The following is a 21,062-nucleotide window of genomic DNA, read 5'->3' as shown; positions in this document are numbered from 1 at the left end:
GCGGTGGGGCCGCCCCACCGGGCACGAACACCTCATGACGGCGCAGGCACTCGCGCCAGGCGCGGCGTTCATGATCTCCCCCCAGCGGGGGTTCAGGAACGCCCCGGAGCGGACGGCCGCTCGGCCGGCATCCGCCGTACTTGCTCGTGTGACATCCCCACCTGCCGGCCGATCCGCCGTAGCCCCCCATCCCGTGCATCGGCCATCGCCTGCGCCGGGGCCGCCGCCACCACGCCTTCCAGCGTCACCCGCAGCTCCGCCAGCCTGATCGCCACCTCCACCAGTTCCGCGCAGAACCGCTCAACATCCGCTCGGACGACCGCCACGCCCCAGACTCCGCCATCGTGCAAGACTTGCTTGCTCAGACACTCACTGTCAACGAATGTGACGCTAACCCCCGCTCCTACTCGCAGGCCAGTTCAAGGCCCGTCTCGCAGAGATCGAGGCCGGTTACAGGCTTTGTGACATCGGGGCGAACCTCGACACCTGATCCGCCGGACCTGGCCCGGTGTTGACGTTGCGCGATCCCGAGTGGAGGTCGAAGATGCCCATATGCGCGAACCAGCACGGGTAAGGGCCAAGAGCGCGTGGGGCAGGCGGATCCTGCTCCTGCTGTCGGTGCCGCTCGGTGTGGGCACTGCGGTGGCGAGTAACCAGGTTCTCACCGATGACGGCTGGAGCTGGCCGTGGACCGGCATCGCCGTAGCGGTGGCCGCGGCAGCCGCGCTGGTCACCTTCCGGCTGACCAGGGCGTCGGCCCCCGACCCGGATCCGGGCGCCGGCGGGTCCGCTGGCGAGGGCGGGCAGGCGGAACAGCCCGGTGTCGCGGCGGCGGGGGAGCGGTCGGTCGCCATCGGCGGGGACAACAGCGGGATCATCGTTACCGGTGACGGCGCGGCCAACATCCAGATGAACGCCCGCGCTTCAGGTCAGAGCCGCGTGTATCAGGCCGGCCGCGACCAGAGCATCAACGAGCGATGAGCGCCACTCCGACCGTGCCCGGCGACAGTGCTTCGATCCGCCAGGACGCCATCACCCGCGTATATCAGGCCGGACGATCTCGGCAGCGCGGGCGGCCCGGCGTCGGCTGCTGTCGCTCAGTTGCCCGGCTCCGCTTCAGGCGGGGATCTTCGTCGTCGTGGTGGGCCGGTACCGCACGTTGATGGTCGTGGCGGGGTCGCTTTGGCCGATGTGGTGCAGGTTGATCGGCTCGCTGGCGGGGGCGTCGTAGAGCCGGATGCCCTGGCCGAGCATGACCGGCATGATGTGGAGATCGATCTCGTCGATCAGCCCCAGGTCGAGAAGCTGGCGCCCGATGGTCGGCGAGAGCACTTCGAGGTTCTTGCCGCCGGCCGCCTTCAGTGCGATCCGCACGGCCTCGGCTGGGCCGCAGTTCAGGAATGTGACGTCGGCGGCGGGCGTGGCGTCCTCGGGATGATGGGTGAGCACGAAGATCGGCCCCTTCCAGGCGCCGCCGTAGGGGCGAGCGTCAGGCATGGCGTCCCACCCGTCCCGGCCTCCCAGGACGGCGCCGGTGGTCTGAATGTATTCATCCTGCAGGCCCGCTCTGGTCGTTCCGGTCATCCAGTCCATCGCGTGGCCGGGTCCGGCCACGAACCCGTCCAGTGACATCGCGAAGTGGAAAAGCACTTTCCCGCCTGCGGTCTGCGGCTCGGTGTCGTTCATCTGTCGCCTCCTGTGGTCTGCTCGCGAGTGGTGGTCCGCCGGCTGGCCGCTGTGCTGCTGGGTGTGGGCTTCGTTCATGGCCGGACGGGAAGGTCGTAGGAGCGCAGCGCGCTGGAGCCGATGCGGGACAGGTCGGTGCCGTACACGTGGATCGAGATGGCCGTGCGGCCGGCGTTGTTGGCGACCCGGTGGATGTCGCCGGGCGGGGCGAAGCCGTTGACCGCGCCGGTCGCGTTCGTGCTGCGCCCCACCGGAACGAGGCAGTCTCCGCTGCCATCGAGCGTGAACAGTTCTTCGTCCAGTACGCCCTGGATGACGCCGAATACGCACCAGGTCACGTGGTCGTGGATCCGTGTGATGCGGCCCGCCGGCCACACGATGGCCTGGATCGAGAAGGTTCCGTCCGGCTCGACGTGCAGCAGCTCGCCGGGAGGGATACCGGTCAGCATCTCGGGCGCGGGCAGGTAGCGCCGCAGCTCGCTCGCGGCGTGCTGGGCGGTGCGCTGCCAGTCGCCGCGGTGGTTCAGCGCGGCGCGGATGCCGCTCACCAGCGGGTCCAGCCGGGGCGCGGTGGGCAGGGGCTGCTTCAGGAGTGTCATGGCCGCCTCATCAGTCGGTGCGGCATCTCCGTCGTGCCGCGTTTCCAACGGTATGAATAGAGTGGCGCTGATAAGAGTTCCAATCTTGGACAAGTTATGAGTACCAGTTCGCCTGAGTTGTTCGTGGAGCTCGACCGCTCCCGTCCCCGCGGTCTGCGCGCTCAACTGGAGCGGAGCCTGCGGGAGGCCATCAGGGCGGGTCGGCTGCGCCCCGGCGTCCGGCTGCCGTCGTCCCGGGCGCTCGCCGCGGACCTCCACATCACCCGCGGTGTCGTCATCGCGGCCTACAACCAGCTCACCGCCGAGGGCTACCTGACCTCCCGGCAGGGCTGGGGCACCGTCGTCAACGCGATCACCACTCTTGAGGGACCACAGCGCCACCGCCCGCCGCCGCCCGCCGTCCGCTATGATTTCCGGCCCGGAGCCCCGGACGCCGGGCTGTTCCCGCACGCGGCCTGGGCCCGCGCGAGCCGTACGGCGATGCGTTCTCTGCCCGCGCACTCACTCGGCTACAGCGACCCGGCCGGTCTCCCGGCGCTACGCGAGACGCTGGCCGACTATCTGGGCAGGGTCCGCGGCGTGTCCTGCGAACCGGACGCCATCGTGGTCTGCAACGGCTTCTCGCACGGGTTGAGCCTGCTGGCCCGGGTGCTCGCCGGGCGGGGCCTCGCCGTTGAGGACCCCGGCCACCCCGACTGGCGCGAGCAGATCGAATGGGCCGGCGCCGCCTGCCACCCCATCGAGGTCGACGACGAGGGGGTGCGCGTGGATCGGCTGGCCGCGTCCGGGGCGGGCGCGGTGCTCGTCACGCCCGCCCACCAGTACCCGACCGGTGCGGTGCTCTCGGCCGGCCGGCGGATCGACCTGCTCGACTGGGCCCGCTCTCGGAGTGCGTACGTCATCGAGGACGACTACGACGCCGAGTACCGCTACGACCGCCAGCCCGTCGGCGCCCTCCAAGGGGTCGCGCCCGATCACGTCGTCCACGCCGGCAGCCTGTCCAAGAGCCTGGCTCCCGGGCTGCGGCTCGGCTGGCTGGTCGTCCCCTCGGGGCTACGCGAGGAGGTGGTCGCCGCCCGCGCTCGCAGCGACCGGTTCACCTCCACGGTCATCCAGGCCGCCGTGGCCGAGTTCGTCCAGCGCGGCGACCTCGACCGGCACCTCCGGCGCACCCGCCGCAGCTACCGCCGGCGACGCGACGCGCTCATCGGGGCCCTAAGCCGGCACCTGCCCGCCTACCGTGCGACCGGCATCTCCGCAGGTCTGCACGTCCTGGTCCGGCTACCCGACGGCACGAACGCCACCCACCTCGCCGCCACCGCCGCCCGGCACGGCATCCTCATACAGCCCCTGGACCGCTACCGATCCAGGGCGGCGCCAGGCCAAGCCCCTGCCCTCGTGATGGGCTACAGCAGGCTCACGCCCCACCACATCGAGGAAGGCATCCACCACCTCGCCACCATCCTGAACTCACACAGCGTCACCACCCAACCCGTCGAAGACAACCGCGGGTGACGTCGCGTCACCCCACGAGAAACGCATCGGCCGCAAGCTTGGCCCCCTGATCAGCCGGTGCGGCCGAGAGCGGCGGTGCGGATGCCGCGGCGCAGGACAGCGGGAAGGCACAGGATCGTGCCGAGGGCGCCGGTCCACACCGCTGTGTGCAGCCCCGCCCAGGGTGGTGATGGCGGCGGCGAGCAGGAATCCCAGGGCGATCGCGCCCCAAAGCAGGAACCGCTGCACGGCGGCCACCCTGGCCAGGAGTTCGGGCGGGGTCTGGGTCTGGCGCAGCGTCAGCGAGGTGGGGCTGAACGCGCCCTTGCCCGCGCAGCGCACGATGCTGCCGATGATCAGGCCGACGGCTCCAAGCCCGCCGGGTGACCCCAAGATGGGCATGGCCGCGATGCCCAGCACCGAGACGGCGGCGGCGAGCATGAGCGTGCGGGCAGCCGGTCCACGATGGCCCCTGCCGGCAGACCGATCAGCAGGAAGGGCAGGAACAGAGCGAACGGCACGAGCGCTGCCTGGGTCGGGGTCGCGCCCAGGACCGTCACCGCGAGCAGAGGCAGCGCCAGCGTCATGAAGTGATCGGCGACCAATGACGTGGATTGCCCCGCCCACAGCAGCCCGAAGTCGCGTCGTGCCGTCGCCCGGATGGGTCCGGTGGCCTGCGGCAGGGCGCTTATCGTGCCTGCTGCCAGAAGTCGCGCAGCAGCGCGTGGACGGTCCCGGCCGGCCAGGACCATCATGGGATGTCGATCTCGTTGAGGCGGGGCCGGAAGTCCGGGACTCTGGCCGCCTCGCCGCCGATCATGAAGTCGACGTCGCCGCCGCAGAAGATTGGGTAGAGCTCGTGGTTCCTGGCGCCGGGCTCATCGGCCAGCAGGGCGGCGTTGCCGGGGTCGTAGAACCTGACCAGGGCCGCCGCCTTGGCGAACTCCTGCCGGAGCCGCTCGTCGGTGGAGCGCAGTCCCCGCCGGCGCAGCGTCTGGATGCGCTCCCACACCTCGGGCAGCTGCGTGGCCAGTTCCCGGTTGATGTTGGCGTGGTCGAGCTGCCACATCTCCGGGCTGTGCAGGGTGTTGGCCAGGGTGAGGGTGCGGGCCGGTCCAGGGCGATGGCCTGCGCGATCAGCCCGCCGTAGGAGAAGCCGTACAGGTGCGCCGGGCCCAGGTGCTCCAGCAGCCCCGCCACGTCGGCGACGTCGCCGGCGAAGGTGATCTCGGAAAGATGATCGGGATGTTGCGGGGCGTGCCGTCCTTGGCGACGTAGGCCAGGCGGGTCACGTCACGGGCCAGCAACTCCTGGCAGAGCGGCCGGTGCAAAACCTCGGTGACGTCGTTCTTGAGCACGGTCATCTCCGTGGTCGTTTCTTGATCCGCCGGCTTGTGCTCGACGGCGGTGACTGAAAGTGCGAACGAAGCTCACCGTCTGCGATGGCCGGTCCGCGGCCTCGTTAGCTGAGCTGCTGGGTCAGCCCGATGATGATGCCTTCGGGGCCGCGGACGTAGCAGTACAGATAGCTGTCCTCGTACTGCGCCACCTCGCCGACGAGCTCGGCGCCGTGGGGGCGCAGGCGGGCCACGACGTCGTCGATGTCGTCGACGGCGAAGGTGACGCGGCGCAGGCCCAGCGTGTTGACCGGCGCGTGCTTCGGCTCGGCGCTGATCGCCTTCGGCGTGTGGAACATGGCCAGCTCGATCCGGCTGTGGCCATCGGGGGTTCGCAACATCGCGATCTCCTCCCGGACGTCTGCCAGCCCGATGACACGCTCCAGCCACCGGCCCTCGATGGGCGCTCTGCCCTCCAGTTCCATGCCGAGCTCGATGAAGAACTCGATGGTGGCGTCAAGGTCGTCGACAACGATGAGAACGCTGTCCATTCGCTGGATCGTCATGCCGGCTCTCCTTCATTACGCGGCCGGTTCGTGGCCGCTGATATCCCGGGGACGGAGCCGGAACCGCATTCTCGACATCCTCCACCGCTTCTGTCCTAGATTTCCCCGGGGTCGCGGGTGTGGCGCCGGCGGGGCCGACCACGAGCGTGAACTCGGTGCTCGTCATCGCAGATCTCCCGCCATCCAGGCGCCCGATGCCGCTGACCGACGACCAAGGACGGCTAGAGCTCGCCCGGCCTCGCTCTGGCGTGGGGCCTCCATCCGGCCACACGACGACGCGGCCCCAAACCGGCGCACAGCGCCGAGCGGATCGTCGCGGCCGCGATCGAGGTGGCCGACGAGGACGGCTTCGCCGGGCTGTCGATGCCCAAGATCGCCGCCCGCCTCGACATCACCGCCAACGCCCTCTACCGCTACGTCCGCTCCAAGGACGAACTGCTCGTGCTGCTCGCCGAAGCCGGCTGGGGTCCGCCCCCGCAATCGGTACGGCAGGCCACGACCTGGCGGACCGCCGCCACCGAGTGGACCCCACGCCATGATCGAGCGCTGCCGCGTCCACCCGTGGCTGCTGGACCTACCCGTCCAGGCGGCCCCCCTGACGCCCCACCTGGTGGGCTGGCTGGAGGTCTTCATGGACGGCATGGCCGACTCCGGCCTGAACGACCAGGACACGCTCGGCTGCGCCCTGCTGCTCGACGGGTACGCCCGCAGCACCGCCCGAATGGCTCAAGGCCGAGCACGCCGCGGCGACGGCGGCGACCGGGTTCCTGCAGAGGCTGCTGACAGAGCGTGGCTTCCCCCGAGCCGCCAGGCTGATGGCCACCATGGACTACCTCGAAGACGAACTCCCCGCAAACGACGTCGAGTTCGGGCTGGAGCGGATCCTGGCGGGCATCCAAGCCCTGATCGCCGACCGGAGGACCGACGCTCCAGCGATCCATGAAGACTAGACAGTCAGATCCCGGTGGCACTCGGGCACCTGAACCCTGCCCGGTCGGGGTCGTTGGCGATGAGGAAACACCCGCCGAAGCTGCCTGACTACGCGGACCCCTGCTCGTAGGCGCGGCGCACGCTGGTGCCGTTGCTGAGGCCGGCGCAGTAGACGTGCAGCGTGATCGCGATCATGTCACGGGTGTTGCGGACCCGGTGGATGTCGTCGGGCGGGGCGACGCCGCTGACCGAGCCCGTGGGCCGCTGCCGCCGGCCGATCTCGACCAGGCGCTCGCCGCGCCACACCACGGCCGACACCGAAAACGTCACCTCGGTGTGCAGGGTGTGGCGGGTGTAGCCGTCGGGTGAGCCGGCCCGCTCGGCCGCGGTGAGCAGGTCCACGCTCGGCCGTGACGCCACCAGGATGTCGGCCTGCGGGCGTGCGGCTGGATGCGCGCGACGAGCTCGGCCAGGCCGGGGTGGCACGTCGAGGGGGGCGGCTGTCTGCTGAGTCATGGCGACCATGCTGGCCAGCCGGGGAACCGTGAAGCGGCCGGTGTGATAGGTGCGGGCGCCGGACCATGACCGGCAGGGCGATCCGGGCTGGGCGTCGCATCGCGGACAGGGTGACGTTCGACCTCATCAGCGTTACAGGTGACGTTGTCGGCGGTACCGGATACGGCGCCCATTCGGGGCTGGGGGAGTCGACCATGCCCCGGAACCCTCTCACAAACATTTCTCAGAACCACCTCGATCAGGAACTTGAGTGAGAACGAGTTGTGAGAAAAATTCGAAGCCTCCGGCCATCCTCCGAGACTGTCGCTTTCCGAAGTCCTCTGCACCGATTCCCGAAGTCTTCTTCACTAGCTGATCTGACGTGTGCTGGGAAGACGGGCGCCTTCCCAGAAGGGCGGGGACATCGACCTCGTGGCCGCTACTGAGCTGGCTGTGAAAGGTCAACGGGGGATATGCGTGGCGAGTTGCCGCCACTGTGGTTCGGATGGGGATCCGGGTATCGCCACAAGGTGGAGACTGACGTGGTCGGCTCCGGCATCGAGGTGTTGCTGGACTCGGTGGGCGATGTCCTCAGCACGACCATGGGCTACGAGTGCGTCGACCAGCCGGGCGTCGAGCGCCTCCGGGGCCTCGTATCCGAGCCTCCGCAGTAGGTCACGGCGGTTCGGCAGGGCTGCTGCGGCTGTGGTGCGGGCCAGTTCTGCGGCGGCTTCGCGGTCGTGGCTCAGCACGCACAGCTGGGTGACGGCCAGGAGACGGTCGTCGCCGAGTGCCTTGCGGGCGGTGCGGGTGTATTCGACGGGCATGCCTTGCACGGTCGCGCCCTGAGCGCGTTCGGCAGCCAGGGCGAGCATGCCGGGCTCCAGAGCGGCCAGGACGCGGTCGGGTAAGGCCATCGTGGCGGGTGGGCCAAACGGGGCGGCGTCGAGTGCGCCGAGGTAGGAGCGCATGGTGGCCACGGGCGCGCCGAAGCGGTGCCCGCGGATCTCCTCGGCCAGACTCGGGTGGCTGTCCCACAGTCCGAGCAGGAACCGTCCGGGGAATGCCTCATCCAAGGTGCGTTGCGCGGCGGCGGCCGTGACCGCATCGCGGGCGTAGATGTCGGTCATGCCGGCGGCCACGGTGATCCTCCGGGTGGCCGCCAGCAAGATCGCGGCCTGCGCGATGGCCTCACGTCCCATGAGCTCGGGGAGCCACAGGGCGCCGTAGCCGAGGTCCTCGATCGTGGCCGCCGCGTGGCGGATACCGGCTGCTGGAAGGGTGTCGAAGTCGCCCGCCCAGATCCCGACGCGTCCCAGTACTGGCATGCGGGCGCTCACGCCTGCTGCCCGACGGTGCGTGCGGAGTCCAGGAATGCGGTGATCTGGGCTGCTCCGGTCCGCTCCAGCCAGGTGCGCAGGTCCATCACGCCGGGGTGCAGTTCGCGGGTGAAGGCCACGTCGGCACGCCAGCCGCGCTGGTTGAGCCAGGTGTAGGCGGCGGCGAACTCCGCGCCGAGCGCGGCCAGTGTCTCGATCGGGATCTGGACGTAGGGGAGCGGTCGGTCGATCGCCTCGGAGATGGCCGCGGCGATCTGGAGCGGGGTCAGCTCGTCACCGGCCACGTCCACCGCACGCCCGATCCACTCGCCCGGCCGGGCGAAGGCCAGCGCGGCCAGGGCGCCGACGTCGTCGACGGCCATGATCTGCTGCGGCACTTCGGCGGCGAACGCGGTGGCCACCGTACCGTCGTGCAGGTGATAGCCGCCGGTGTAGTTCTCCATGAACGAGACCAGGCGCAGGAAGGTCGCAGGCAGGCCCAGCCGGGTGATGTGCTGTTCGACCCGCCATTTGCTCACCACGTTCTGCGGCAACGTCTCGGTGTCGTGGCGGCCGGCGCCGGCCAGTGAGGCGTAGACCAGGTGCCGCACTCCGGCAGTGTGCGCCGCGTCGGCGACGTTGCATCCCCAGCGCACCTCGTCGTCGGCGGAGAAACCCGCAGGGGTTCCCGGCGAGCCGACGGTCGGCTGCACGCTGAACAGGCCGTCGGCGCCCTCGGCCGCCGCCACCAGCGAGGCGACGTCGTCCATGTCGGCGCGGACGAGCTCAGCGCCCGCCTGCGTCAGTGTTCGGGCCCCGGCGGTGTCGGGGTCACGCGTCAGTGCGCGTACCCGCCAGCCGTCGGCGAGCAGATGCGCCGTCACGGCTCGACCCTGCAGGCCGGTTGCTCCTACCACCACGGCTGTCGTGTTCTTCGGCGTCACAGTCTCTCCATCTGGTCTATGCGGAACAGCCGCCTCCCCACCCACAAGTGGGGTGGCCCTCCGGTTAGCGTCCGCTACGATATGGGGGACCACCCCATTTGGCAAGTCGTCGGGAGAAGCCATGCCCAAGGACCCCACCGGATCGGTCCGGCCAATGCGCGCCGACGCTCGCCGTAACTACGATCGGATCGTGGCCGCCGCCGGTGCCCTCATCGCCGAACACGGCGCCGACGCCTCCTTGGAAGAGGTCGCCCGTCGCGCCGGAGTCGGCTCGGCCACCCTGCACCGCCACTTCCCCTCCCGCCAGGCACTTCTGGAGGCGGTCTTCAAGGACCGGGTGGAAGCCCTGTGCGCGAAGGCCGGCGACCTGCTCGCCGAACCCGATCCGGGCCAGGCGCTGTCCCTCTGGCTGCATGCCGTGGGCGCGCACGCCGTCGCGAACCGGGGCCTCGGGGCCTCGCTGATGCGCGACGCCGATCCCGTGCTGGGCAAGACCTGCCACGAAATGATCACTGACGCCGGAGAAGCCCTCCTTCTCCGTGCCCAAGCGATTGGCGCCGTGCGACCCGAGATCGCTATCGGCCGGCTGCTGAAACTGGTCGGCGCCATCGCACTGGCCACCGAGCAAGACGTCGACGGCCCGGCCGAGGCCGGCCTCCTGCTCGCGATCGCGCTCGAAGGCATACGCGAGCACTGACCGCACTCTCACAAACCCTCGTTTGTGAGAGCTGTCTGCGTCACTCGATCACCCTGCGCGCCTCCTCATGGCTGTCATTCGGCAGGGCAGGTGGTACCCGGCTTGGGCAGCCTCAGGTCGGTCAAGTACGTGGTGGCGTGTTGGATAGGGCACTTCTTGCCCGACAGGTACATGACGTGGCCGGGCCCGTCGTAGGCGACGGTCACTGATCCCGGGATCATCCCGGTGAAGCTCTCGGTCGATGCGTAGTCGCCCCACGTGCTGCCGACGCCCAGGAATGGCGGCAGGCCACGAGTCAGCAGTGGGCGGGACGGATTGGCGACCGGTAGCGGCCAGCCGGTGCATCCGAGCGCGTCGAACGACGCTCCTCCGAAGTTCGGCGAGATCTTCTCCGCCTGACGGCGGAACTTCTGCAGCTGCGCGTAGCTGCTGTAGCCACGGTCATCTGCGCACGTCATCGCCAGCGCTCCGGGCGCGGCCCAGATCCGCGCGTTGCCGAGAGCGAAATCGGCGAAACCGGACCCGTCCCCGCTCCGGGCCTTGTCGACCGCCTCGGCGAAGGCCAGCCACCGCGAGTTGTTCGGTCCGGGGTCGCCGATGAAGCCGAAACTCCTCAGATGCCATCCGGTCAGCTCGCCCTTGCCGAACTCGGACGACGTGACCGGGATCGGCCTGCGATCGGCGTCTCGAATGAGCTTGCGCCAGACCGCCCCGGCGTCCTGTCGGTGCAACGCGCACGTGGGAGTGTCCGCACACCAGGTGGTGAATCTGGTGAAGACCCGTTCCACGGCGGGCAGAGACCGCAGCGTCTGGTCGGGCCAGCCCACGACCTGGTTGATCGTCCCGTCGAGATACATGGCTCGGATGCGCTGCGGGAACAGCCGGGCATAGGCGGCGGCGGGCACCCCTCCGTAGGAGTTGGCCATGAAGCTCAGCCGTTCCTCGCCCAGAGCCTCCCGAACCGCGTCCATGTCTCTGGCCACCGACAGAGAGTCCATGTGGGCGAACAGGCCAGTCGTGTCTGCGTCCTGGCAGGCTTTGAGGGCCTTGGTCATCGCCGCGGCCAATGCTTTGTACTGCTTCTGGCCCTGCGGCTCGAACAGTGACGTTCCAGGCTCCATGCAGGATGGGGGAATCTGATCACGCCACACGGTGGTGCGCGGCTTGTAGGCGACGAGGTCGAACCTGCGCCGCAGTTCGGTGAGGTCGCTCGCAGCGCGCTCCAGGTCGTCGATCCCGTTGGCCCCGGGACCGCCGGGAACCCCCAGCACGCTGCCGATCCGGCGCGCAGTCTCGGTGGCGGGCAGCCGGGCCAGGTCCAGCCTGACCTTCGACCCGTCCGGCTTGGCCCAGTCCACGGGTACCTCGATCGCAGCGCACTGCATGCCCGCCGGTATGCCCTGGTCGGCGCAGTCCCGCCAGGTCGGCCGCGTATCCCGGGCGGCGGAGGCCCCCGGGGTCATCCCCGCCAGCGCCGCCACCGTTACACCGATGACTAGCCCTCTGGTCCTGCCGCGCCTGCGCCGCTGCTTGGTTGTCGTCATGGTGATCACTCTGGTGACACCGACCGGATGGCCACCACCGGGACGTCCTCCGTGTTGGTTTCGGGATGTCCCCCACGGGTTGTCCGGCTGTTCTCGCGCGAGCGTGTCCGTCAGGCTGGACGGCGTGCGGCGTCTGACGAGGAGGAGCGTGGACAGGCAAGCAGACAGGTGGCGTGTGCTGATCACTACTCCGGTGCGGGAGCGGTCGCAGCGTGAGCTCGCTTATGTGCTGATGTTGCCGTTCATGGTGGGAGCCGGCCTGGTCCATCTCGTTCTCGTGCTGCTGAGTGTCATGCTGACGGTGAATCTCGTCGGAGTGCCGATGCTGGCCCTGAGCGTGATGGCGGCCAGAGGGCTCGGCACGGCCAATCGACGGCTGGCACGAGCGTGGGCCGGGGTGCGGGTGCCCGATCCCGGCCCGTTCTGTGCCGGGCCGGGCCTGCTGGACCGGCTCGGCGCGGCGCTCGGTGACGTGACGGGATGGCGCGCCGTCATCCATAGCCTGCTCCGGCTGCCGGCGGCCGTGCTCGCCTGCGCGGCCGCCGCCGGGTTGTGGGGAGGCGGCCTGCTCCTGCTCTTCTGCCCCCTGTGGGGGCAGTTCTTCGCCTTGGCGCACCTGTCTCCTCCCGGCTGGCCGGGTGCGGCGCTGGTGAGCGCCGCCGGACTGGCGCTGCTGCTCCTCGCCCCGTGGGGTGTCCACCTCGCCCTGGGCCCCGAGCGCATGCTCGCCCGTGCGCTGCTCGGGCCCGCGCCGGGCGAGACCCGGATCCGCCGACTGGAGCAGGCACGGGCGCTGGCCGCGGAGGACGCGGTCGCCAGGCTCCGCCGGATCGAGCGAGACCTGCACGACGGGACGGCGGCACGGCTGGTGACGCTGGCCATGAGCCTGGGCATGGCCCAGGACGAGCTCGAGCAGGCCGGCCGGCCCGACCGGCTCCAGCGCGCCCGCGTCCTCGTCGACAGCGCGCACCGCAGCGCCAAGGAGACCGTGGCCGAGCTGCGTGACCTGATCCGCGGCATCCACCCGCCGGCACTGGACCAAGGGCTGGAGGTCGCCCTGGCCACGCTCACCGCGCGGAACCCGATCCCCGCCCGGTTCGAAGCCGACCTGCCCGAGCGACCGGCTCCGGCCATCGAGGCCATCGCCTACTTCTGCACGACGGAACTGCTCGCCAACGTGGTCAAGCACAGCGGCGCCAGGCACGCCGCCATCGAGGTACGGGTGCATGATGACCTGCTGACCCTGCGAGTGCGCGACGACGGCACCGGCGGCGCGGCGATCGGCACCGGATCCGGATTACGCGGACTGGCCGCCCGGGTCCAGACGTTGGACGGCCTGATCGACATTCACAGCCCGGCCGGAGGACCTACGGTCATCACCGTCGAACTCCCCCTGCACATCTGAACGGAGCAGCGCATGCGCATCGTGATCGCCGAGGACGCCGTGATGCTCCGGGAGGGCCTGTGCATGCTGCTCACCTCCCGCGACCACGAGGTGGTGGCCGCCGTGGGCGATGGCGACGCGCTCCTGGCCGCCGTGGCGGAACACGGTCCCGACATCGCCGTGGTCGACGTACGCATGCCGCCCGCCCACACCGACGAGGGCCTGCGAGCCGCGATCCAGATCCGCCGTGATCACCCAGAGGTGGGCGTGCTGGTGTTCTCCCAGTACATCGAGACGCGGTACGCGACCCAGTTGCTCGCCGGCGGCGCCCATGGCGTGGGATACCTGCTGAAGGAGCGCGTCGCCGACGTCAAGGACTTCCTGGCCGCGCTCGACCAGATCGCTGCCGGGCAGACCGTCCTCGACCCCGAGGTCGTCACCCAGATCATGGGTGCCAGCCGCCGCACGGAGACCCTCGGCACGCTCACCCCGAGGGAACGCGAGGTGCTGGCCATGATGGCGGAGGGCCGTTCCAACAACGCCATCGCCGCCGCGCTGTTCCTGTCGTACGGCTCGGTGGAGAAGCACGTGACGCAGATCTTCACCAAGCTCGGCCTGCCTCCGTCGGACAACGACCACCGCCGGGTACTCGCCGTCCTGCACTACCTGCAGGCCTGACCATCGTCAACAGGCGTCCTACGGCGCCGAGGTCGCGTGAGACCTGGCCATGGCCTCAGCACGCCATCGAGGTCGGCCAGCGGGGGCGTAGTTCGGGCGGGGTGACAGCCTGATCGGATCGTTCACTGAGCAGCGGGGTCACGGGTTGAGCAGGAAGGGCAGGCCCGCGTCGTGGACTCCGGTTGGGCGCAGGGGCCGCCCCCCTTCGATGAGCTCGGCGAGCTCGGCTTCGATGTTGACCAGCGTGGGGCCATGAGTATCGGTCGTGTGCTCGTGGATCGGCAGATCGGTCTCATTGGCCTGGCGCTCGGGTCGCCGTCATCAGGGGCAAAGTAGCTCTGCGCAATCGTCGTTCGAGTGGCTCGCAGGATGAAAAGCCAGCTTGAGACGGGGCGATGTAACTGAGCGTTGCGCCTCAGTTCCGCTATGTCGCGATCACGGCTCGGGCATACCGATCGGTAGTCGGGTGGTTACAAATCATGTATCTCCTGGCCCTCCGTTGGAGATCGGGAGAAAGGGTGCGAGCATGCGACGTGACTGGGAGTTAGAGGACCTGATCGAGTGCTGGACGCTGGATGAGGAGGAGTTCGCGCTACTGGCGAATAAGTCCGGGGCGACGCGGCTCGGCTTCGGTCTGATGCTGAGTTCTTCGAGCTGGAAGCGAGGTTCCCTCGCCGGGAGGACGTGCCTCGCCCGGCGGTGGAGTTCATGGCGGGGCAGGTGAAGGTCGACGCGCAGCTGTTCGCCGCTACGACTGGTCCGGCCGGACCATCAAGAACCACCGAGCGCAAATCCGGAAGTTCCACGGCTTCCGTGAGCCGACGGTGGGCGATGAGGACAAGCTCGCCGACTGGCTGGCCACCAAGATCTGCCCGGTGGAGATGTCGCGGGATCGACTGCGCGGCGCGCTGCTGGCGCGCTGCCGCGAAGACAGGATCGATCCGCCGAAGACGACCCGGATCGAACGCGTGCTGGGCGCGGCCGAGGCGATGTTCGAGCGGAACTTCACCGCCACGACCATGGAGCGCTTGTCGTTCGAGTCGGTCGGCAAGCTGGAAGAGCTGATCGTCGCCGATTCTCCCTCGGCCGGCGTCCCGGTCGCCGGAGAGGAGGCCCCTGAAGGAGACGGGCAGACTCAGGTCACCAGTGGCGCCAGTGGCGGCCGGCGCGCGTTCTTGCAGGAGCTGAGGGAGGATCCGGGGGCGCTGCAGCTGGACACGTTGCTGGCGGAGATCGTGAAGCTGGAGCGGGTGAAGGCGATCGGTCTGCCGGCCGCGTTGTTCGAGGGAGTCTCGGAGAAGGTCGTGGCGGGCTGGCGGGCCCGGGCGATGAAGATGTACCCGTCCGATCTCGAGGCGGCGGCGGCGCCGGTGCGCCTCACGCTGCTGGCCGCGTTGTGCCAGGTGCGGCAGGCGGAGCTGATCGACGGGCTGGTGGAGCTGCTGGTCCAACTCGTGCACAAGATCAGCGTGCGGGCGGAGAAAAAGGTCGAGGGCGAGCTCAACGCCGAGTTCCGGCGGGGGCAGGGCAAGAACGGGATCTTGGTGAAGCTCGCCACGGCGGCGCTGGAGCTGCCGGAGGAGATCGTCCGCAAGGCCCTGTATCCGGTGGTCGGTGAGCGGACGCTGGAAGACATCATCGCCGAGGCCAAGGCGAACGAGAAGGAGTTGCGTACCCGGGTGCGGACCAAGCTGCGCGGCTCCTAGTCCCACTACTACCGGCGCGGCCTGCCCAAGCTGCTCAAGGCGGTGCGGTTCCGCTCCAGCAACGACACCTTCAGCCGGTCATGGATGCCCTGGACCTGCTGAAGCGCTACGACGGCTCTGACGCCGACTTCTACGGCGCCGCCGCTGGAGCACGTGGTGCCCGACGATTGGCGCGGCGCGGTCCTCGACCCCGACAGCGGCCTGGTGGAGCGGATCCCGTACGAGCTGTGCGTGCTGGTCGCATTGCGCAAGGCCATCCGGCGCCGCGAGATCTGGGTGGAGGGCGCCAACACCTGGCGCAACCCCGATGAGGATCTGCCCGCCGACTTCGAGGACAACCGGGACGTACATTACGAAGCCCTCGCGAAGCCCCGCGACCCGGCCGACTTCATCGCCGACCTGCAGAAGCGGCACGTGGCGGCGCTGGACCGGTTGAACAAAGGGCTGAAGAAGGCCACGACGGGCGGGGTGAGCATCACCAGGAGGAAGGGCGAGCCGTGGATCAGCGTCCCGCCCCTGGGCAAGCAGACCGAGCCGGAGAACCTGGAGGCGCTGAAGGAGGAGATCACCCCGCCGCTGGGGTGTGATCGACCTGCTGGACCTGATCAAGAACGTCGACCACGCCACCGCCTTCACCGGCGAGTTCACCTCGGTGGCCTCGCGCACGGTGACCGACGCGAAGGTGCTGCGCCGCCGGCTGCTGCTGTGCACCTTCGGGCTCGGCACGAACATGGGGATCAAACGTGTCGCCGACGGCACCGCGGCGATCGACGGGATGGAGGCCGACACCGAGGCCGCGCTGCGCCGGATCCGCCGGCTATTTGTCAACCGCGACAACCTGCGCGCCGCGATCCGCACGGTGGTCAACAAGACGCTGGAGGTGCGCGATGTCTCGCTGTGGGGACCGGGCACGGCGTGCGCGTCGGATTCGCGCAAGTTCGGCTCCTGGTCGGCGAACTTCATGACCGAGTGGCACCAGCGCTACGGCGGTGCCGGGATCATGGTGTATTGGCACGTCGAGCGCAAGAACGTGTGCATCTACAGCCAGGTGCGCTCCACCACGGACTCCGAGGTGGCCTCGATGATCGAGAGCCTGCTCCGGCACCTGACCAGCGCGGAGATCGATCGCCAGTACACAGATACGCACGGAGCTTCGATCGTGGGTTTCGCGTTCTCGCACTTGCTGGACTTCAAGCTGCTGCCCCCGGCTGAAGAACATCGGCTCGGCCCGCCTGTACCGGCCTGGGCTGGCCGAGGGCGAGGCCTGGCCGCAGCTGGAAGGCGTCCTGTCGGGCAAGAGCATCGACTGGGAATTGATCGCCAACCAGTGCGACCAGATGATCAAGTACGCGACGGCGCTGCGACTGGGCACCGCCGAGGCTCACCAGATGCTGCGCCGCTTCACCCGCGGCGGCCCCAAGCACCCCACCTACCGGGCCATCGAGGAACTCGGCCGGGTCATCCGCACCGTCTTCATCTGCGACTACCTGACCGTCGAGGTCTCCGCCCTGGCGTTGCACCTGGCCAAGGCCGCGATCGTCTACCTGAAAACCAGGATGGTCCAGATCGTCCTGGCCGAGCCGAAGTGGCAGAAGAAGCTCGCCGATGCCGACCGGCGCGCCCTGTCGGCTCTCTTCTGGTCCCATCTGAACCTGTACGGCAAGTTCGAGCTCGACATGAGCAAACAGCTCGACCTCGGGCCAGGCCCGGACCTGGAAGTCCAGCTGCCCAACTGATCCACGCTGGTGACCAAGGCCGCGTGAGCGCCGTTGTCGTCGGTTTCTACCGAAGGTGGGCCCGTAAGCATGAGCGCTACGGACCCTTCCACTGCGGCGGGTGTTCAAGGTGTCAGCTTTGGCTAGGGCGTGGCATACCGAGGTCAGGGAGGGATTCTTGCCCCGCGGTGATCCACATCTTGATCGTCAGCTTGTTGGCGATGCCGGGGACCGGAACGTCCTTCTTCCCGCAACACGAGGGCGCAGGTTCGACGGCCTCTTCGACGACGTCCGCATCTACAACCGAGCCCTCACTGCCACCGAGATCCAGAACGACATGGACGCCCTGTCAGTTGAGCTGTCTACGACGCGTCCCCCGGCCGCGCGCCCACCACCGCCGGGGTCCGCACTCTTTCACTTCCCCTTCTTGCACCCCTTCGGGGGAGAAGTCGGCGGCCCGGTCCAGCCGGACTCGGAGCCGCGGGCGTGGTAGCCCATGACCTCACCCTTAGTCGCCCCCAGAGCGGTGCGGGCCGCGTAGGAAACGCGCGAGAGTGTCTCCCCCGTCTCCGGGTCGAGGATCTGCCTGTGGTAGACCGGCAGCTCCTTGCGTGGCTTGTTGGAGTACACCAGGGCGCCTTCCGCCTTGCCGAAGTCTACGGATATGCCCCTTCTGCCCAGCGGATCCGTCACTGTGCCCACGACCTTGGTGGTCGGCAGGCCGGCCAGGACGCGGATGATCGCGGCACGCTGGGCGGGGCTGAGCGGCATGCCCAGGAGGTTCACGGTGGTAGGCAGAAACTTCTCGAAAGGCTGCGTGAAGCCGCGGCCATTCCAGATCTCGTGGTAGGCGCGAAGCTGCTTCATGAGCTCGGCCGGATCGGTGGGGATCGCCGCCAACTCAGCCATGGTGAACTCGCTGATCGTCGTGTCGGGATAGGTTCCCGTGGAGTCCAACCTCCAGGTGTACCTGCAGTCCTTCGGCTCATCGGCGACCGGAATCGAACCGCACGGCCCGCTGGTCTCGCAGTGCCCCTTGACCCGGGCGGGAGCTCCCGCTGCCTGCCAGGCGCGCTCGTCCTCGGCCGTGGCCGGGCGGGCACTGACCTGCCGCCACACCTGCGTGAGCACCAGATCAGCGGGGTCGCGCGGCTGCCAGGTCTCGCGGCGGCCGACCACCACGAGCCTGTAACCGCCGCTGGACAGGTAGCTGCCGTCGATCCTCACATCGCGCCAGTAGGCGCCGCCCTCTGCGGGGAGCTTCTCGATCCTGTCGGCCAGGTCGAACAGTTCCTGATTGGTCCTCGGCGGATTGAGCACGGCAGGGGCTGGTGCCAGGTTCGTCACCAGCGTAAAGACCAGGGCCACGATCGCTGCCGTGGCCAGCGGCGCCCACAGGACCCACAGGCGGGGGCGGGTCTGCGAGGCCGGGGCGGCCAGCAGGGTCCGTCTCGGGCGCGAGGGCCTGCGCGAGAGTTCTTCTGGTGCCTCGGCGGTGGCCATGAACAGCATGTCGTCAGCGGAGATGCGTGATCCGCGGTCCAGCGAAGCCGGGCGGGCCATGGCAAGCAGGTCCATCGCATCGGGCTTGCGGCTCATCGCAGTTTCCTTCCTGGAACGGTCACGGGCTTTCGGGGTGTGGTGGTACCGGTGGCTTCGATCGCCGACTGCAGTCGGCGGCGCGCTCGATGCAAGCGGACGAAGAAGGCGGCCTTGGTGCAGCCGAGTACCTTGGCCGCTTCTGTGGTGGATAGGCCATGCCAGGTGATCAGGGTCAGGATCTCTTTGTCGGCTTCGGACAAGCCGACCAGGGCGCGGAGTACTGCGACTCGCTCGGTGGCGTGTTCGCCCACGTCGGTGACGGCCTCTTCCATCCACGTTCTCAGTTCGGCTTCCAGAGATTCACGCCGTGCGGCCTGCCGGACGTTGTCGCGCAGAATGTTGCGAGCAACGCGGAGGAGCCATGGCAACTGCGCGTGGTCGGGGATGCTGTCCAGACGCCGCCAGGCCACCAGGAAGGTCTCGCTGACCACTTCCTCCGCGAATTGATGTCCGGCGCGACTTGCCGCAAAGCCGTACACCCGCGCTTGGTAGGTGTTGTAGAGCGCGGTGAAGCGCTCATGTGGGTTTGGCAAGCCGGTTCCTTCGGTTGGGGGCAAAAAACGTTCATAGAGCAAGTGGTCCGAAGGAATGCCTTCTTACATCCCGATTTCGCATCTTCCCAACAGTTCGACCTCGGGCCCCTGCACGGATCCGCCCCCGAGCGGGGCCGGCTGGCCGACCCCTCCGTACCGCTTACGGCCTCTCCTGGGCCTTTCTCGGCTGGCGGGGCACGGTGTCGCCCTTCAGGTGCCCGTACACCGTCGAGCGCGGCACCCCGAACAAGTCCGCGATCTGCTGGACGGTCTTTCCCGCGTGTCGTACAGCTCCTGGGCGAGGGCGGCCTGGTCGGCGGTGAGCTTAGGCCGGCGGCCGCCAACCCGGCCGCCGTCGATGGTCATGTCCGGGGCGGTCAAGCTCTTGCCGCGGACCGTCCGAGGACGACATGGTGCATCGACGTTGGCAGGCGGCTATGCCCTTCAGCATGCCCGGGACGGACGGTTCAACCCGCCTCGATCGGGGCCGGGCTGAGCGCGCTGGCGATGGCCGAACGTGCGATCGGCTGGCTGGCCTGCCACGATGGGTGGCTGCTGATCCTGGACACCCTCACCCAGCCCGGCCACGTCAACGGCTTGCTCGGCCGTACTCTGGCGGGGCGCGTCCTGGTGACCAGCAGGCTCGGCACCGGCTGGCGCCACCTCGACGGCGTGGCGCTGAGAAGGCCCGGAGCGTCGGCCGCGGCGAACGGCTTTCGCATGACGTTCCCTTCTGCTGAACGGGATGCCTTGGTCGAGGATGGGCTGGTTGAGCGCGAACCCCTCTGGCCACTTTCACAAGGCGCTGCCCGCCTGGCCGTTCTCGGGGGTGAGAGCCCAGCGTCCGGAGTGGACGCTGATCATGTAGACGGCCGAGATGATGTTGCGCATGCCCGCCACCGTCCGGTACACCGCCCTGCGGTCGCCAAGATCCAGGCCATGGGCGGCGCAGTAGTCCGGCAGCGTGGATTCCTCTGCCAGGAACCTGTCCAGATGGGAGCGGAGCATCCGGCGCACCTCGGCGATGGCCGCCTCACGGCTGCACCGGTCCTGCTGTTGCAGGACCAGGACTCCGTTCAGGGTTTCTCCGTCGGCCTCTTCCTTCGGCAGGGAGGTCAGGTCGTTGAGGTAGTCGATGTATCTCGTTGCCGCCTGGCGCATCGCGCCCAGAGGAGTGCCCGGCGCCAGGTGCCGGGCGGGACTGGGCACCTCGTAGCCGCCGATGGCCTCGTCGAAGGTGTAGATCACCTGCATGACGCCGGTGACGTCGCGCAAGGCGTCGTAGTCGCTCAGGCTGCAGGTGCGCAGGTCTGCGCGGCGTTGACTGTCGGCCTCCGCGGCGCAGGCGTCGATCCACTCCAGCCAGTGGTGTTCGGAACGCTCGAGCAGCGCCTGCGAGACGGCGCAAGCCCTCCGGCGCTGCCTCGACCACAGGTCGGCCAGGGCCCGCGCGACGGGGATGGGGCCGGGATCGCCGGGGCGGACGATGGCATGTCTGAGGCTGTCCAGCAGTTCGTCATGGTTCCGATCACCCGATAGCCGGGTGTCCAGCACCGTCCACAACGAGGGCAGGTCCACGCCCAGTTGCAAGCCTTCGGCGTCGCCCATCGGCCAGGCGACCCCGCCCCACAGGCCCCACCTCTCGGCCAGATGCCGTGTGGCGCTCTCCTCGTCGGTGATGACGCCGAAGCACCGCAGCCAGGTGATGCTGCGCCGGTGGGCCGCCTCGGCCTGGGGGTTGACGCTCCAGTGGAAGGGCGGATCGAAGTCAGCGATATCCAACCGCACGAAGTACCCCCGGGTCACGACCGTACGTCTTGATGACGTCAACGT

General features: G+C 69.0%; 24 protein-coding genes and 4 pseudogenes. 11 read left to right on the top strand and 17 right to left on the bottom strand.

Going from position 1 to position 21,062, the window contains the following annotated elements; genetic code table 11:
• Positions 1 to 92: 92 nt before the first annotated feature.
• Entirely contained in the window at positions 93 to 326 is a 234-nt protein-coding gene (locus FVE25_RS45295) for a hypothetical protein (RefSeq protein WP_157253711.1), read from the bottom strand.
• Between the two features lie 226 nt (positions 327 to 552).
• On the opposite strand from FVE25_RS45295, the gene FVE25_RS45290 reads away from it, so the two are divergent.
• Positions 553 to 981, top strand: a complete 429-nt coding sequence (locus FVE25_RS45290) for a hypothetical protein (RefSeq protein ID WP_157253710.1) — start codon at positions 553 to 555, stop codon at positions 979 to 981.
• Between the two features lie 135 nt (positions 982 to 1,116).
• On the opposite strand, the gene FVE25_RS45285 is transcribed toward FVE25_RS45290, so the two are convergent.
• Both FVE25_RS45285 and FVE25_RS45280 read right to left on the bottom strand, forming a co-directional pair.
• Entirely contained in the window at positions 1,117 to 1,686 is a 570-nt protein-coding gene (locus FVE25_RS45285; protein ID WP_157253709.1) for a dihydrofolate reductase family protein, read from the bottom strand.
• 74 nt (positions 1,687 to 1,760) lie between these two features.
• Positions 1,761 to 2,285, bottom strand: a complete 525-nt coding sequence (locus tag FVE25_RS45280) for a cysteine dioxygenase family protein (protein ID WP_157253708.1) — start codon at positions 2,283 to 2,285, stop codon at positions 1,761 to 1,763.
• 96 nt (positions 2,286 to 2,381) lie between these two features.
• On the opposite strand from FVE25_RS45280, the gene pdxR reads away from it, so the two are divergent.
• Entirely contained in the window at positions 2,382 to 3,800 is a 1,419-nt protein-coding gene (gene pdxR / locus FVE25_RS45275) for a MocR-like pyridoxine biosynthesis transcription factor PdxR (RefSeq protein WP_157253707.1), read from the top strand.
• On the opposite strand, the gene FVE25_RS54105 is transcribed toward pdxR, so the two are convergent.
• The 4 genes from FVE25_RS54105 to FVE25_RS45255 all read right to left on the bottom strand — a co-directional run bounded on the left by FVE25_RS54105 (position 3,756) and on the right by FVE25_RS45255 (position 5,682).
• The gene (locus FVE25_RS54105; protein WP_181019921.1) at positions 3,756 to 4,220 is read right to left on the bottom strand and encodes an MFS transporter; all 465 of its coding nucleotides are present in this window, start codon (positions 4,218 to 4,220) and stop codon (positions 3,756 to 3,758) included. The two genes, pdxR and FVE25_RS54105, sit on opposite strands and share 45 nt — an antisense overlap.
• Positions 4,221 to 4,530: 310 nt before the next feature.
• Positions 4,531 to 4,848, bottom strand: coding sequence for a hypothetical protein (locus tag FVE25_RS45265; protein WP_157253706.1), 318 nt, complete (start codon positions 4,846 to 4,848; stop codon positions 4,531 to 4,533).
• Between the two features lie 67 nt (positions 4,849 to 4,915).
• Positions 4,916 to 5,143 carry a hypothetical protein gene (locus FVE25_RS54725; protein ID WP_219825941.1) on the bottom strand — a complete coding sequence of 76 codons (228 nt, stop codon included), beginning with the start codon at positions 5,141 to 5,143 and terminating at the stop codon, positions 4,916 to 4,918.
• Between the two features lie 98 nt (positions 5,144 to 5,241).
• Entirely contained in the window at positions 5,242 to 5,682 is a 441-nt protein-coding gene (locus FVE25_RS45255; RefSeq protein ID WP_157253705.1) for a VOC family protein, read from the bottom strand.
• Positions 5,683 to 5,925: 243 nt separating this feature from the next.
• Here FVE25_RS45255 and FVE25_RS57230 point away from each other — a divergent pair, with 243 nt between their 5' ends.
• Together FVE25_RS57230 and FVE25_RS56615 are read left to right on the top strand one after the other, a co-directional pair.
• Positions 5,926 to 6,465 (top strand): TetR/AcrR family transcriptional regulator, encoded by a 540-nt coding sequence (locus FVE25_RS57230; protein ID WP_425489529.1) that lies wholly within the window; start codon positions 5,926 to 5,928, stop codon positions 6,463 to 6,465.
• Positions 6,466 to 6,506: 41 nt separating this feature from the next.
• Positions 6,507 to 6,632 (top strand): hypothetical protein, encoded by a 126-nt coding sequence (locus tag FVE25_RS56615; protein ID WP_281367973.1) that lies wholly within the window; start codon positions 6,507 to 6,509, stop codon positions 6,630 to 6,632.
• An 88-nt stretch (positions 6,633 to 6,720) separates the two neighbouring features.
• Here the strand turns inward: FVE25_RS56615 and FVE25_RS45245 are convergent, their stop codons facing one another.
• The 4 genes and pseudogenes from FVE25_RS45245 to FVE25_RS45235 all read right to left on the bottom strand — a co-directional run bounded on the left by FVE25_RS45245 (position 6,721) and on the right by FVE25_RS45235 (position 9,343).
• Positions 6,721 to 7,128, bottom strand: a complete 408-nt coding sequence (locus FVE25_RS45245) for a cupin domain-containing protein (RefSeq protein WP_181019926.1) — start codon at positions 7,126 to 7,128, stop codon at positions 6,721 to 6,723.
• Between the two features lie 18 nt (positions 7,129 to 7,146).
• A pseudogene (locus FVE25_RS57225) lies at positions 7,147 to 7,227 on the bottom strand (zinc finger domain-containing protein); the annotation flags it as partial.
• A 341-nt stretch (positions 7,228 to 7,568) separates the two neighbouring features.
• A complete protein-coding gene (locus tag FVE25_RS45240; RefSeq protein ID WP_157253704.1) occupies positions 7,569 to 8,435 on the bottom strand; it encodes a TIGR03620 family F420-dependent LLM class oxidoreductase in 867 nt (288 codons plus the stop codon).
• Positions 8,436 to 8,443: 8 nt separating this feature from the next.
• The gene (locus tag FVE25_RS45235; RefSeq protein ID WP_425489528.1) at positions 8,444 to 9,343 is read right to left on the bottom strand and encodes an NmrA/HSCARG family protein; all 900 of its coding nucleotides are present in this window, start codon (positions 9,341 to 9,343) and stop codon (positions 8,444 to 8,446) included.
• A 148-nt stretch (positions 9,344 to 9,491) separates the two neighbouring features.
• Here FVE25_RS45235 and FVE25_RS45230 point away from each other — a divergent pair, with 148 nt between their 5' ends.
• On the top strand, positions 9,492 to 10,067 hold the full coding sequence (locus FVE25_RS45230) for a TetR/AcrR family transcriptional regulator (protein ID WP_246268467.1): 576 nt from the start codon (positions 9,492 to 9,494) through the stop codon (positions 10,065 to 10,067).
• 74 nt (positions 10,068 to 10,141) lie between these two features.
• On the opposite strand, the gene FVE25_RS45225 is transcribed toward FVE25_RS45230, so the two are convergent.
• Entirely contained in the window at positions 10,142 to 11,611 is a 1,470-nt protein-coding gene (locus FVE25_RS45225; protein WP_157253702.1) for an alpha/beta fold hydrolase, read from the bottom strand.
• A 175-nt stretch (positions 11,612 to 11,786) separates the two neighbouring features.
• Between FVE25_RS45225 and FVE25_RS45220 the strand changes: the two genes are divergently transcribed.
• The 6 genes and pseudogenes from FVE25_RS45220 (at position 11,787) to FVE25_RS57220 (ending at position 17,587) form a co-directional block, all read left to right on the top strand.
• A complete protein-coding gene (locus tag FVE25_RS45220; protein WP_181019920.1) occupies positions 11,787 to 13,016 on the top strand; it encodes a sensor histidine kinase in 1,230 nt (409 codons plus the stop codon).
• A 12-nt stretch (positions 13,017 to 13,028) separates the two neighbouring features.
• Positions 13,029 to 13,673 carry a LuxR C-terminal-related transcriptional regulator gene (locus FVE25_RS45215; RefSeq protein ID WP_157253700.1) on the top strand — a complete coding sequence of 215 codons (645 nt, stop codon included), beginning with the start codon at positions 13,029 to 13,031 and terminating at the stop codon, positions 13,671 to 13,673.
• A gap of 746 nt (positions 13,674 to 14,419) precedes the next feature.
• A pseudogene (locus tag FVE25_RS55805) lies at positions 14,420 to 15,379 on the top strand (Tn3 family transposase); the annotation flags it as partial.
• 583 nt (positions 15,380 to 15,962) lie between these two features.
• Positions 15,963 to 16,523 (top strand): annotated as a pseudogene (locus FVE25_RS55800) (Tn3 family transposase); the annotation flags it as partial.
• Entirely contained in the window at positions 16,504 to 17,115 is a 612-nt protein-coding gene (locus tag FVE25_RS55795) for a Tn3 family transposase (protein ID WP_343046185.1), read from the top strand. The pseudogene FVE25_RS55800 and the gene FVE25_RS55795, both read left to right, overlap by 20 nt.
• 100 nt (positions 17,116 to 17,215) lie before the next feature.
• Positions 17,216 to 17,587, top strand: a complete 372-nt coding sequence (locus FVE25_RS57220) for a LamG-like jellyroll fold domain-containing protein (protein WP_157253699.1) — start codon at positions 17,216 to 17,218, stop codon at positions 17,585 to 17,587.
• On the opposite strand, the gene FVE25_RS45200 is transcribed toward FVE25_RS57220, so the two are convergent.
• From FVE25_RS45200 to FVE25_RS45180, 5 genes and pseudogenes are all read right to left on the bottom strand, one after another.
• Complete coding sequence (locus FVE25_RS45200) at positions 17,509 to 18,693, bottom strand: CU044_5270 family protein (RefSeq protein WP_157253698.1); 1,185 nt, start codon at positions 18,691 to 18,693, stop codon at positions 17,509 to 17,511. The two genes, FVE25_RS57220 and FVE25_RS45200, sit on opposite strands and share 79 nt — an antisense overlap.
• Positions 18,690 to 19,271 carry an RNA polymerase sigma factor gene (locus FVE25_RS45195; RefSeq protein WP_246268466.1) on the bottom strand — a complete coding sequence of 194 codons (582 nt, stop codon included), beginning with the start codon at positions 19,269 to 19,271 and terminating at the stop codon, positions 18,690 to 18,692. The genes FVE25_RS45200 and FVE25_RS45195 overlap by 4 nt, the downstream gene beginning before the upstream one ends.
• A 118-nt stretch (positions 19,272 to 19,389) precedes the next feature.
• A pseudogene (locus tag FVE25_RS57215) lies at positions 19,390 to 19,503 on the bottom strand (hypothetical protein); the annotation flags it as partial.
• A gap of 193 nt (positions 19,504 to 19,696) precedes the next feature.
• Entirely contained in the window at positions 19,697 to 19,951 is a 255-nt protein-coding gene (locus FVE25_RS45185) for a hypothetical protein (protein WP_157253697.1), read from the bottom strand.
• Between the two features lie 73 nt (positions 19,952 to 20,024).
• A complete protein-coding gene (locus FVE25_RS45180) occupies positions 20,025 to 21,017 on the bottom strand; it encodes a terpene synthase family protein (RefSeq protein WP_219825938.1) in 993 nt (330 codons plus the stop codon).
• Between the last annotated feature and the right edge of the window lie 45 nt (positions 21,018 to 21,062).

It is taken from the genome of Nonomuraea typhae (genome assembly GCF_009760925.1).
Lineage (GTDB): Bacteria > Actinomycetota > Actinomycetes > Streptosporangiales > Streptosporangiaceae > Nonomuraea > Nonomuraea typhae.
Note: the sequence above shows the minus strand (reverse complement) of the source record. Positions and strands in the feature narration are given on the sequence as shown.

What these genes read in the sequence shown, in the direction of transcription:
- FVE25_RS45215 (WP_157253700.1), top strand. Translation starts at nt 13,029, where the DNA reads ATGCGCATCGTGATCGCCGAGGACGCCGTGATGCTCCGGGAGGGCCTG.
- FVE25_RS54105 (WP_181019921.1), bottom strand. Translation starts at nt 4,220, where the DNA reads ATGCTCGCCGCCGCCGTCTCGGTGCTGGGCATCGCGGCCATGCCCATC.
- FVE25_RS45255 (WP_157253705.1), bottom strand. Translation starts at nt 5,682, where the DNA reads ATGACGATCCAGCGAATGGACAGCGTTCTCATCGTTGTCGACGACCTT.
- pdxR (WP_157253707.1), top strand. Translation starts at nt 2,382, where the DNA reads ATGAGTACCAGTTCGCCTGAGTTGTTCGTGGAGCTCGACCGCTCCCGT.
- FVE25_RS45285 (WP_157253709.1), bottom strand. Translation starts at nt 1,686, where the DNA reads ATGAACGACACCGAGCCGCAGACCGCAGGCGGGAAAGTGCTTTTCCAC.
- FVE25_RS45200 (WP_157253698.1), bottom strand. Translation starts at nt 18,693, where the DNA reads ATGAGCCGCAAGCCCGATGCGATGGACCTGCTTGCCATGGCCCGCCCG.
- FVE25_RS45245 (WP_181019926.1), bottom strand. Translation starts at nt 7,128, where the DNA reads ATGACTCAGCAGACAGCCGCCCCCCTCGACGTGCCACCCCGGCCTGGC.
- FVE25_RS54725 (WP_219825941.1), bottom strand. Translation starts at nt 5,143, where the DNA reads ATGACCGTGCTCAAGAACGACGTCACCGAGGTTTTGCACCGGCCGCTC.
- FVE25_RS45185 (WP_157253697.1), bottom strand. Translation starts at nt 19,951, where the DNA reads ATGCGAAAGCCGTTCGCCGCGGCCGACGCTCCGGGCCTTCTCAGCGCC.
- FVE25_RS56615 (WP_281367973.1), top strand. Translation starts at nt 6,507, where the DNA reads ATGGACTACCTCGAAGACGAACTCCCCGCAAACGACGTCGAGTTCGGG.
- FVE25_RS45290 (WP_157253710.1), top strand. Translation starts at nt 553, where the DNA reads ATGCGCGAACCAGCACGGGTAAGGGCCAAGAGCGCGTGGGGCAGGCGG.
- FVE25_RS45240 (WP_157253704.1), bottom strand. Translation starts at nt 8,435, where the DNA reads ATGCCAGTACTGGGACGCGTCGGGATCTGGGCGGGCGACTTCGACACC.
- FVE25_RS45225 (WP_157253702.1), bottom strand. Translation starts at nt 11,611, where the DNA reads ATGACGACAACCAAGCAGCGGCGCAGGCGCGGCAGGACCAGAGGGCTA.
- FVE25_RS45230 (WP_246268467.1), top strand. Translation starts at nt 9,492, where the DNA reads ATGCCCAAGGACCCCACCGGATCGGTCCGGCCAATGCGCGCCGACGCT.
- FVE25_RS45265 (WP_157253706.1), bottom strand. Translation starts at nt 4,848, where the DNA reads ATGTGGCAGCTCGACCACGCCAACATCAACCGGGAACTGGCCACGCAG.
- FVE25_RS45280 (WP_157253708.1), bottom strand. Translation starts at nt 2,285, where the DNA reads ATGACACTCCTGAAGCAGCCCCTGCCCACCGCGCCCCGGCTGGACCCG.